This window comes from Corynebacterium sp. S5S1 (genome assembly GCF_001913985.1).
GTDB classification, from domain to species: Bacteria; Actinomycetota; Actinomycetes; order Mycobacteriales; family Mycobacteriaceae; genus Corynebacterium; species Corynebacterium marquesiae.
This window is the reverse complement of record NZ_MKXT01000023.1, coordinates 25,230-35,216: the sequence shown is the minus strand read 5'-3', so window position 1 is coordinate 35,216 and position 9,987 is coordinate 25,230. Positions and strand designations below refer to the sequence as shown.

11 protein-coding genes are annotated in these 9,987 nt (G+C 61.1%); 7 read left to right on the top strand and 4 right to left on the bottom strand.

Annotated features, from left to right (window positions below):
* Window positions 1-120 precede the first annotated feature (120 nt).
* From trpS to BKN05_RS09020, 3 genes are all read left to right on the top strand, one after another.
* Window positions 121-1,146 (top strand): tryptophan--tRNA ligase, encoded by a 1,026-nt coding sequence (gene trpS, locus BKN05_RS09030; RefSeq protein ID WP_286688479.1) that lies wholly within the window; start codon window positions 121-123, stop codon window positions 1,144-1,146.
* A gap of 102 nt (window positions 1,147-1,248) precedes the next feature.
* The gene (locus BKN05_RS09025; protein ID WP_286688478.1) at window positions 1,249-2,328 is read left to right on the top strand and encodes a YhjD/YihY/BrkB family envelope integrity protein; all 1,080 of its coding nucleotides are present in this window, start codon (window positions 1,249-1,251) and stop codon (window positions 2,326-2,328) included.
* A gap of 55 nt (window positions 2,329-2,383) precedes the next feature.
* On the top strand, window positions 2,384-3,316 hold the full coding sequence (locus tag BKN05_RS09020) for an RDD family protein (RefSeq protein ID WP_049378019.1): 933 nt from the start codon (window positions 2,384-2,386) through the stop codon (window positions 3,314-3,316).
* On the opposite strand, the gene BKN05_RS09015 is transcribed toward BKN05_RS09020, so the two are convergent.
* The gene (locus BKN05_RS09015) at window positions 3,279-4,472 is read right to left on the bottom strand and encodes a D-alanyl-D-alanine carboxypeptidase family protein (protein ID WP_049378018.1); all 1,194 of its coding nucleotides are present in this window, start codon (window positions 4,470-4,472) and stop codon (window positions 3,279-3,281) included. The genes BKN05_RS09020 and BKN05_RS09015 overlap by 38 nt on opposite strands.
* Window positions 4,473-4,511: 39 nt before the next feature.
* On the opposite strand from BKN05_RS09015, the gene BKN05_RS09010 reads away from it, so the two are divergent.
* Genes BKN05_RS09010 through BKN05_RS08995 form a run of 4 tightly spaced genes read left to right on the top strand, consistent with a single transcriptional unit; the run spans window position 4,512 to window position 7,350 of the window.
* Window positions 4,512-5,402, top strand: coding sequence for an amidohydrolase family protein (locus tag BKN05_RS09010; protein ID WP_239661081.1), 891 nt, complete (start codon window positions 4,512-4,514; stop codon window positions 5,400-5,402).
* Window positions 5,403-5,413: 11 nt separating this feature from the next.
* Window positions 5,414-6,091 (top strand): type 1 glutamine amidotransferase domain-containing protein, encoded by a 678-nt coding sequence (locus BKN05_RS09005; RefSeq protein ID WP_049378016.1) that lies wholly within the window; start codon window positions 5,414-5,416, stop codon window positions 6,089-6,091.
* The gene (locus tag BKN05_RS09000) at window positions 6,092-7,123 is read left to right on the top strand and encodes an alpha/beta hydrolase (protein ID WP_049378015.1); all 1,032 of its coding nucleotides are present in this window, start codon (window positions 6,092-6,094) and stop codon (window positions 7,121-7,123) included.
* A 26-nt stretch (window positions 7,124-7,149) separates the two neighbouring features.
* Window positions 7,150-7,350 carry a hypothetical protein gene (locus BKN05_RS08995; protein WP_049378014.1) on the top strand — a complete coding sequence of 67 codons (201 nt, stop codon included), beginning with the start codon at window positions 7,150-7,152 and terminating at the stop codon, window positions 7,348-7,350.
* 103 nt (window positions 7,351-7,453) lie between these two features.
* Here the strand turns inward: BKN05_RS08995 and BKN05_RS08990 are convergent, their stop codons facing one another.
* Genes BKN05_RS08990 through BKN05_RS08980 form a run of 3 tightly spaced genes read right to left on the bottom strand, consistent with a single transcriptional unit; the run spans window position 7,454 to window position 9,967 of the window.
* Complete coding sequence (locus BKN05_RS08990; RefSeq protein WP_049378013.1) at window positions 7,454-8,692, bottom strand: SatS C-terminal domain-containing protein; 1,239 nt, start codon at window positions 8,690-8,692, stop codon at window positions 7,454-7,456.
* 51 nt (window positions 8,693-8,743) lie between these two features.
* Window positions 8,744-9,688: a C40 family peptidase gene (locus tag BKN05_RS08985; protein WP_049378012.1), complete on the bottom strand. Its 945-nt coding sequence runs from the start codon at window positions 9,686-9,688 to the stop codon at window positions 8,744-8,746.
* Window positions 9,689-9,967 carry a hypothetical protein gene (locus tag BKN05_RS08980; RefSeq protein ID WP_049378011.1) on the bottom strand — a complete coding sequence of 93 codons (279 nt, stop codon included), beginning with the start codon at window positions 9,965-9,967 and terminating at the stop codon, window positions 9,689-9,691.
* Window positions 9,968-9,987 lie beyond the last annotated feature (20 nt).

Sequence of the window (9,987 nt, the reverse complement as noted above, 5' to 3'; positions counted from 1 at the left end):
GGGCCAATATATGCTTTTGGAGCATATATTTTCCGCAAACGCGGAGTTCAGAGCATGAAAATCAACGATTCCGGACACACATTTTGTCGCTTAACCCCCTAGGGGGTAGGATAAGGCACCATGACTGCAGACAATTCCACCGTTTCCCGCGTCCTGTCCGGTATCCAACCCACCGCTGATTCCTATCACCTGGGTAATTACTTGGGAGCGCTCAAGCAGTGGATTGACCTGCAGGACGGCTATGACGCCTTCTACTTCATCCCTGACCTGCACGCGATTACCGTGGAGCAAAACCCGGAGGAGCTGCGCAACCGCACCATCGCAGGTGCCGCACAGCTCATCGCCCTAGGCATTGATCCGGAAAAGTCCACGCTCTTCGTGCAGTCGCACGTGCCCGCCCACGCGGAGCTGACCTGGGTTTTGCAGTGCCTGACCGGCTTTGGCGAGGCCTCCCGTATGACCCAATTTAAGGATAAGTCCGCCAAGCAGGGCTCGGATCGCACCTCGGTAGGCCTATTTACCTACCCGATCCTCATGGCCGCAGATATTTTGCTGTACTCGCCGGATTATGTGCCGGTGGGCGAGGACCAGCGCCAGCACCTGGAGCTGACCCGCAACCTGGCCGAGCGCTTCAACAATAAGTACGGCGAGACCTTCAAGGTACCGGAGCCGTTCATCCCGGAGGGTGCGGCCAAGATTTATGACCTGCAAGAGCCGACCTCCAAGATGTCCAAGTCCGGCGCCAATCCGAAGGGCTTGGTCAACCTGCTCGACGCGCCAAAGACTTCGGCCAAGCGCATCAAGTCCGCCGTAACGGATGATTTGGGCTCGGTGGCCTTTGACCGCGAAAATCAGCCGGGCGTGTCCAACCTATTGGTCATCCAGTCCGCGCTGACCGGTGAATCTATCGATTCCCTGGTGGAGAAGTACGCTGGCCAAGGCTATGGCCATCTCAAGGTCGATACCGCAGATGCGCTGCAGGAATTTACCACTCCGCTCAAGGAACGCTACGACGAACTTATGGCAGATCGCGGCGAGCTCGAGCGCATCCTGGCCAAGGGCGCAGAGACAGCGCAAGAGATTGCCCAGCCGCTTGTCGATGCCGTCTATGAAAAGGTCGGCTTCCTTCCTCGCCTGCGCAAGTAGTCGGCGGCTGCTTCCCCCGTGCACCACCCCACAAAGGGACAAGTGGGCATTTGCCAGTTACTCTAGGTGAGATAAAAACTGTGCGAGCAAGAAGGGAAGCACGTGCCTACCACCACGCAATCCTCCTCGAAGAAGACGGACCACTACGGCATCGAACGCGCCAATGCCGACGATCCCGGTGCGGTAGATAAGATCCGCTCCAAGTCCGGATTCGTTGACCACCTCATGCGCATGAACGAGCGCTATGGTGCAGAAGGCGGCAACCAATTTGCCGCCGGTATCACCTATTATTCGGTACTCTCCATCTTCCCGCTTGCCATGCTGATCGTGGCCACCGTCGCCGCCGTCTTGGCCAACCGCGAGGACCTGCTCAATGATCTGCAATCCCAGATCACCAGTTCTATCGATGGCGATATGGGAGATACGGTCAACGAGATCCTCGATACCGCCATTGGCCAACGCCGCGCCATGTTCGGCATCGGTGGTTTGACCACCCTGTGGTCCGGACTCGGCTGGATGAATAACCTGCGCATCGGTATCTCGGCCATGTGGGGCATCGATGCCAACGAAGGCGGTTCCTTCCTGAAGAAGAAACTCTCTGACTTGGTAGGCCTCATTGGCCTCATCTTGGCGTTCCTCATCGCCTTTGGCGTCACCGCCGCTGGTTCTTCCGGACTTACCCAGAAGATTTTCGAGCGGGTCGGCATCGAGTCCTTCCCGGGTATGGACTTTGTGATTTTCTTTGTCGGCTTGGCAGTGGGCCTATTGGCCAACTTCATCGTCATGTGGTGGATGATTATGATCCTGCCGCGCACCAAGGTGCCGAAGAAGTCCGGCCTCATCGGTGCGGCCATCGGTGCCGTCGCTTTCGAGCTGCTTAAGCAGCTGTCTACGGTCATCATGTCCTCTGCTACCGGCAGCCCTGCCGGCGCGGTCTTCGGCCCGGTCATCGTGCTCATGGTGGTTATGTACCTAATCTGGCGCGTGGTGCTGTATATCTCCGCGTGGACCGCCACCACCGCCGAGTCCCTGAAATTTGCTCACCCGCCCGTCCCGGAGCCAGCCGTTATTCGCGTCCGCAACGAGGTCAAGGAAGGCGCACCTGCAGGTGCGACCTTCGGCGTTGGCGCCGCTGTAGGCGCCGCGGCCGTGGGCGCATGGAGCCTATTGCGCCGGAAGTAAACCTCCTCCTTAGGGGTGAGGACGCAGCGGTCCTTTGGCTTTAAGATGAGTAATTATGAACGCCAATGACATCGCACCGAATCTTTATGAAGAATGGGGACTAGACCGCCGCGATGGCGAGCGGGAACTCTTAGTCTTGCTAGAGTCCAAGGATTTATTACTAGAGCAGCAAGGGCAGGACATCGAGGACCCGCGGCGCGCGCAGCTGCGCATCGCTGCCAGCGTTGTGGGTTCTGCTGCAAAGCGGGCGGAATACGATAAGGCGTGTGAGGCAGGGTTGCGCCCCACGTGGGGCGATTTAGGTCAGCTAGGCGCGGTAGGGCAGTGGAACCCGCGGCCACAGCAAGCCCAGCAGCACGCTCAGTCCTTTCAGCCCGGTCAGGCGGCCGGGCCGGGGCGTCACGCTCAGCAGGAACCACGGTTTACGCAGACTGCTAGCCCTTATGGGTCGCCATATTCGCGCAATCCCTTTGCCCCGCAGCACAATCCATTCCCGCCGGCAACGGCGAACGTGGCCGTCCCCGCACCGCTGCTACAACACCCAGCGCCTGAAATTAGCCAGCGCGCCGGTAAAGATGCGCGCATCGGCATGGCCATTGTGGACTTTTTCTTCTTCTCACTCATCAGCGGTAGCTTCGGCGGTGCCTTGCTTTCTGGTGGCGCGGATGAACTCTCGACGTTTATCGGTGGTGTCATCATTTTGTTGCTCTACGTTTTGGGCACCGAGTGTTGGCTCGGCGCCAGCCCGGCCAAGCTGCTGATGGGCTACACAGTGCGCGATGTCGATACCAAAGAGCGGCTTAGCCTCACCCAGTCCGCAAAGCGCCAGTGGTGGCGCCTAGCCAATATTGTGCCGGGCCCCGGTACCTTCGCCAGCTGGGTGGGCGCCGGCGTGCACACCTTCACCATTTCGGAGAAGAATAACCGGCGCGGCTCCCACGATGAGTGGGCTAACGCCGAAGTAGTGAAAAGGCACCCACGCAAATAGCCAGCAAAGCTACAGCGCCAGCGATGACCCAGCCGAGCCACCCCTGCACCCCAGCTAAAGAGGAGCTCGCAGATTGCGCCCGGGAATCGGGCGCCGGTGTGGGTGCAGGGGACGCAGGGGAGTCGGCGTCGGCAAGCAGCTGGCCTACGCCATCGCCAGGGGAAACCTTATAAGCCTCGTGCAAAAGTTTTTGAGCCTGCTCCCAGGCACGCGGGCCGTGCTCCACGGTGGTATCGAGTAAGACCGCCTGCAAGCGCCGACCATGGCGGTCAAGCGCGCCGACGAAGGTATGGTGCGCATCATCGGTAAAACCCGTCTTGCCACCAATACCGTCCGGATCGTTGAGGAAAAGCCCGTTATCGTTTCCTAGTTGGTAGCCTTCATAATCTCCCCAGCCCGGAAAATCTACGGACTCCGTATCGACAATGCGCGCAAAGGTTGGGTTATGGAAGGCCGCGCGGTAAATGCGGGAAATATCCTCGGCCGAGGTAGACATGCCTGGGGCATCGAGCCCGGAGTAGCTGGCCGCGTAAGTGGAATTCGTGCCGATCTCGGCCGCCTTGTCATTGACCTTGCGCAAAGTGACCTCGTCGCCACCCAATTCCTGTGCCAGCGCGTGCGCGGCATCGTTGCCGGAAGCCATAAGCAAGCCCTGCAAAAGCTGCTCCACCGTGTACTTGCCGCCGGGTCCGATGCCCACCGCTGAGCCATCAATCTGTGCCGATTCTTCGCCCACCTCGATCTTCTGGTGCAGGTCTAGTTCTTCGATGACTACCAGCGCCAGCAGCGCCTTGATGATGGAGGCCGGCCGGTAGCGGCCGTTAGGGTCCTTCATCGCGATAATCTCGCCGGAATCGATATCGGAGACCATCCACGCCGCGGCCACCACATCTTTATCCACCTTGAACCCTTCGGGCAGGGTGGTGCCGCAGGGCTCATCGCTGTCCACCGGTGGCAGCGGGGTGGGTGAGGCCTGCCCAGGAGTGAGGCGCTCCGAGGTGGTGGTGGCCTTTTCCGGGCGCTCGGCGTGCGGGCATTTATCGGTATTCGGGGCGGCGGTGCGCGTGGTGGTCGGAGTTTCCGGCGATTCCGCCAGCGCGAGCGGCGGGCCGCTGAGCAGGACGGCAACGAGAGGACTAGCGATAATTCTTTTCATGACATGACACATCTTAGGCCCGTGCCTACGATGGGACGCATGCATGACGCGCCTTTGATTAGCCCTGAAAACAAGGATTCCGCCGCCGACGTGGTGGCCAAGCTTCCTAAGGTCTCCCTCTTTGAGACTATTTCCTCCTCGGCCGCTACACCGGAGGAACTTACCGTGACCATCCGTGAGCGCTACGAGGCCTTGGCCGAAGACGGCGTGGTCTACGCGGAATTGCACCTGGATCCAGCAGCGATTGGCTTAGACGCTGCCACGGTCGTCGAAGCCGCCGCAGCCGCCCGCATTCCTTCCCTCGACTCTCGCATCGTTCTGGCTGGCACGGACCCTGAGGTAGCAGTGCCTGACGACGCCCCCGTGGTGGGCTACAACCTGCCGCAGGACCAGGCGAACGCGGCCGCGGACTTCCGCGCCGCTTACCTGCCTACCCAGATTCACGTGGGCGAAGACTTTGCAGAGGTAGAGCGCGCCGCCCAGGCTGGGGTGAATCGCCTCATCCACCCAATCAATATGATCGATGATTTCACTGCAAATATCGATGGCATCCTGCCCGGCAAGGCCTCTGGATACATCCGCGATCGCCACATCCCACTTGTCTTTACTCCACTTGAGGAAGCCGAAGACCTCAATGACCATCCGCTGCCGCTGCTGCAGCAGCTGGGCTTTACCTGCGCCATTTCCTCGGGTAAGACCACTCTGACAAACCAGTTCCTTGCTCTAAGTGAAACCTTTGGTTATGGCCTCGAGGAGTTTTTCGATCTCACCGTCAAGGCGGTAGAAAATTCCTTTGCTGACCAGGAATCACGGCAGCATCTGCTAGAAACGGTTATCCTGCCAGCATACGAGGAATTATCTGATCCGGAGCTTGCTGGCCCGGACACTGAAGAGTCTTTGGCAGACACCGCTGAAGAAACTACTGACTAAAGGAGAATTACATGCCTTCCGTACTTTTTGTTGTTACCGCCGCTGAGGAATGGACACTGGCCGATGGCACTAAGCGCCCGACCGGTTATTGGGCCGAGGAGCTTATTGCACCGCACCGCGTCTTCCAGGGCGCAGGCTGGGATATCCACTTCGCCACCCCCGGAGCAAAGGCTCCTGTGGTAGATGAGTACAGCCTTGAGGTACTGCCCGATAACGTGCGCATGGCGCAGGAAAATTACTTGGCAGAGTTGGGCGTGGCACTAGAGAACCCGATGAACTTGGCTGAGGTCGATGAAGCGGATTATGACCTCATCTTCTACCCGGGAGGCCACGGCCCGATGGAGGATCTTGCCTACGATCAGGATTCTGCAAAGCTTATTCAGGCGCGCATGGATTCCGGCCGCGCGCTCGGCCTCGTTTGCCACGCCCCGGCCGCGCTATTGGCCTTGGATAACGAGAATTGGCCGTTCAAGGGCTACAAGATGACCGCCTTTAGCAATGCCGAGGAAGGCGAGGAGATGGTTGCCGCCGCTAAGTGGGCGCTGGAGACCCGCCTGCGTGAGCTCGGCGCGGATTACCAGGAGACCGATCCGATGTCCCCGAACGTCATCGTGGATCGCAACCTCTACACCGGCCAGAACCCGGCTTCCTCTGAGCCGCTGGCACAGCGCATTCTGCGCGATTTCTAAATGCGCGTTTTGCGAGTCCTCAAGGCCGGGGCTGCCCTGACCGGTGTGGTCGGGGTAGCGGGCATGGCGGCGTATGCGCTCAGCCGCCGGCCGTACCTGCGCGAGGTGGCACCGGGGTTGCGCAGCCCGGTTTTATATCTGCCGATGCATGTGCTTCCCGACGCCACCTTTGCCCGCGCCAGCCGCTTCTTTGCCAGCATCGACTTTTCCCGCCCGATGCGGCACGCGGTGGACGTCAGGGAGTTTTCCGCGTCCTTCGCTGGCCATGCTTTTAGCGCTCGCGTGCTTACCCCACGCGACGATGCCCAGGGCGTAGCCGATGCTGGGCCGCGCCCCGTGGTGGTGTGGACGCACGGCGGCGGCCATCTTATCGGTGGCCCGGCCATGTATGACCCGCAAAATGCTCGCATGGCGGCCGAGCTCGGTGCCATTGTGGTGGCCCCGCGCTACCACAAATCCACCCAGGAGCCATTCCCCGCGGACCACGATGAGTGCTATGCCGCGCTGCGCTGGGTACAAGAATACGGCGATAAGCTGGGTGGGGATGCCTCGCGCATCGCGGTCGCCGGCGATAGCGCCGGCGGCGGCCTCGCCGCGGGTCTGGTGCAGCGGGCCTTTGATGAGGGCCATCCGGTCTGCGCGCTCGGCTTGGTCTATCCCATGCTGGATCACCGCACCACGGATAAGTCCGGTGCGGTGGGCCAATTCATCTGGACGGCGGGCCCGAACCGCGGCGCGTGGTCCATGTACCTGGGAGATGACCACCTGGATGTTGACCAGCCGCCCTATGCTTCGCCGGCCACGCGCAGTGACCTTTCCGGCCTGCCGGCAACGTGGATCGGGGTAGGCGGAATCGACCTTTTCTGCGATGAATCCGTGGCCTTTGCCCAAGCCCTCGATGCGGCCGGCGTGGATACGACCCTCGACGTGTGGGCCGGCGCCTATCACGGCTTCGACCAGATTAAACCCAAGGCGCCACAATCGCGTGAGCTTATCGACGCCCTCATTGACCACCTTCGCCGCCACCTTTAAAGCCACGTACTCAGGGAGGTCAAGCGATGAACTACAACACGCATGTGTCGTGGGTCGTATTTTTCGCCAGCCTGATTGTTCTCGGCCTGATTCTGGGCGGGGTCTTTGGGATAGGTACCCTGGGTTGCTCCATTATTGGACTCAGTCTGGGGATAGGGTGGCTAATTTTCGATAAATACATGCGCGACCGGAGCCGACGCCAAGAGCAAGAAACACGCGGCGACTAGACGCACAAAGCCGCCCCCCTTCTCCTCCCACCTGCTGTGAGTGGGGAGGAAAGGCGAGGCGGCTGATGCCACGCGCGGCCGCGGCCGTGCGAACCGTGCGGGTTTAGAACTTGGAGAAGCGCTTGATGAGCATGTCTTCCAAGCCCTTCCAGGACTCGGCGTGCTCGTTATATGGCTTGGACGGTACGTAGCCGGCGTGCTCGGTGGAGCCGAGCATGTAGCCCAAGTAGTCCTGCAGGCGCGGGTGAGCCAGCATATAGGAGTTAATGGAATCGTCGCCGGCCCAGTCGGCGGCATCGGCGCATACCTCGTAGCAGCGCGCCATCTGATCGGAATCGACGGCCTCTGGGCCCTTTTCGATATCGCGCACGATGCCGTTGAAGGAGTACTGGTTATCCGGGTGGACCTGAATTTCTAGCTCGCCGGCATTAGCGGCGGCAACAACCTCTTCCCAGGTGGATACGCGGGCTAGGTCGTGGTCATCGTTGTCCATAATCCAGCGCACGAGCGTCTTCGGGGAGTCGAAGGTGAAAATTTCGCCCCACTTGCCCAAGAAAATGGGCTTGCCGTCTAGGTAGGTGCGCAGGGTGTAGACGGACTTGGACTGCGCGGTGATCTTGATGGGATCGATGCCAGCGGCAGCCCACGGAGAATTATCATACGGGTCAGCGGCCTCGGCGGCGGCCTTGCGCTTTTCCTCGGCTTCCTTGGCTGCTGCAGCGGAGGCGGCGGCAGCAGACGAGATGCGCTCCTTGGCATCGGAAACCTTGGCCGCATCAAAGTCATCGCTGGAGACCACGCGGACGTGCTCATCTAGGTCCTCGATGACCTTCTTCCAGTTGCCAGCGATGACGTGGCCCACGCCGGACCACTCGCTCATGCCCTGCTCGCCGGAGTAGTGGTCGGCGCCGCGGGAGACATTGCGCAGAATAGAGTGGGAGGCGAAGAAGATGGTGGTGTGCTCTGCACCAGCGACGTCGGCAAGCGCGGAGGCCATCTCCAGGTTGCGGGCCACCGTGGATACGTTCTGGTGGCTCGGGCGACCAGCCAGTGCCTCCGGCATGCCGATGAGGTCATACTCATCGCGCTTCGCCGGGGTAACGCGGTCCGCATCGCGGCCGGCAAACTGGTCCCACTGCGGGTGGTCCAGCAAATCGTGCTTGGTGCCAGACTCCACGAAGCACAGCAGCTCGGCGGGCGAGTTAAAGGCTAAGATGGCCTCGTCGTCGCCCAAAAAGGCCTGCCACTCGGAGCCATTTTGGCGCCACTTGGGTGCCCAGAGGGTATAAAAATCGCCCTCGGTCAGCGAGAGCTTTACAGGTACAATTGCGCGGGTGCTCATGGCGTTTTAGTCTACCCAACGCCCTAAGTAACGCGCGAGAGCGCACCGGCCTTAGGCCGTGGGGCGCCAAAAGCCTTTGAATTGCATGCCCATATTCGTGGTGCGCAGCGGGTTAGTTTGCACCGGATCACCGGCCTCCACGATTTCGCCATTGCCGGAATACATTGCCACGTGCCCGTCCCATACCACCAGGTCACCGGGCTGCAATTGATCCGCACTGACCTGCTGACCAACCGCCTGCTGGTCCGCCGTGCGCGGCAAGTCCACTCCGGCCTGTGAATATGCCCATTGGGTAAGGCCCGAGCAATCGAAGCCACCGTTTCCGGTGCCACCCCATACGTAGGGCTGGCCCACTTGGCTCTTCGCCGCGGCGACCGCGGCCTGCCCGGCGGCCGAACCACCCTCGGCAGAGGGCTCTGGTGTCGGCGGGGGAGAAGACGCGTCGTGTGCGGCAGCATCGGCGTCGGCCCCCTCGCCCGCCGCAGATTGTGCAGGAAGAGCGGTGGCTTGCTGGGCGCCGGTGGGGCTTACGGGGGCGTCGGCAAGCGCGGAGTGCACCGGCCGCTGCGCTACTGGCTGCAAGGACTGAGCGGCCGCGCTGAGATCACCCATCAGGCGTTGCACGCGAGCAGCGGCCATGCCCAGGTGTTGGGAGATAAGCGCGCGAAGCTGAGCCAGAGCGGCGGCACGCGCCGATGGATCCAAGGACAGGAAACCCAGCGCGGTGGGCAGGGCCTGGCGCACCAGTTGCGTGGCGATGCCCACCAGATCCCGGATGGTGCCTGCTACCAAGGTGCGGGCCTGGCCAAGCGCGGCAGAGATGGTTGCATTATCGAGATCGATATTTTTCGCCGACTCGAGTAGGGGAGCGGGATTGCCATGGGCGATGGCGGCTAAAGGCTCGGCGGCGGAAAGATCCGGCACGCGGGGAAGCTCTACCTCCGGAAGCTGCGCCGGTTGCATGGTGGCAATCTGCTTAAGCGCGGTATCGAGCATTTACATCGCCGCCCCAAGGTGCTGGCCTAGCGAGGCATCGGTGTCTTCTGCCTCGCGCGACATCTGGAAACCGGAGTGGGCAACCTGCCCCATATCGTTGCGCAGCACGCTCATGCGCGCGCCCACATTATCGAGCGCGGCATGCACCGCCTCATTGAAAGCGGTGAAAGTGGGATCTTCAGGCAAAACTGGGTGGGGCGGATTCTCCCCTTGGGACTGGGCATGCAGGTCGCGGGCGAGGTGGCGGGCATAGTCAGTATCGATCGTGAAAGGTCTCATGCCCTATTGGACTGCCCGAT

Bases quoted from the DNA above. Each gene is read 5' to 3' on its own strand.
- trpS (WP_286688479.1), top strand. From the start codon at position 121: ATGACTGCAGACAATTCCACCGTTTCCCGCGTCCTGTCCGGTATCCAA.
- BKN05_RS09020 (WP_049378019.1), top strand. From the start codon at position 2,384: ATGAACGCCAATGACATCGCACCGAATCTTTATGAAGAATGGGGACTA.
- BKN05_RS09015 (WP_049378018.1), bottom strand. From the start codon at position 4,472: ATGAAAAGAATTATCGCTAGTCCTCTCGTTGCCGTCCTGCTCAGCGGC.
- BKN05_RS09010 (WP_239661081.1), top strand. From the start codon at position 4,512: ATGCATGACGCGCCTTTGATTAGCCCTGAAAACAAGGATTCCGCCGCC.
- BKN05_RS09005 (WP_049378016.1), top strand. From the start codon at position 5,414: ATGCCTTCCGTACTTTTTGTTGTTACCGCCGCTGAGGAATGGACACTG.
- BKN05_RS09000 (WP_049378015.1), top strand. From the start codon at position 6,092: ATGCGCGTTTTGCGAGTCCTCAAGGCCGGGGCTGCCCTGACCGGTGTG.
- BKN05_RS08995 (WP_049378014.1), top strand. From the start codon at position 7,150: ATGAACTACAACACGCATGTGTCGTGGGTCGTATTTTTCGCCAGCCTG.
- BKN05_RS08990 (WP_049378013.1), bottom strand. From the start codon at position 8,692: ATGAGCACCCGCGCAATTGTACCTGTAAAGCTCTCGCTGACCGAGGGC.
- BKN05_RS08985 (WP_049378012.1), bottom strand. From the start codon at position 9,688: ATGCTCGATACCGCGCTTAAGCAGATTGCCACCATGCAACCGGCGCAG.
- BKN05_RS08980 (WP_049378011.1), bottom strand. From the start codon at position 9,967: ATGAGACCTTTCACGATCGATACTGACTATGCCCGCCACCTCGCCCGC.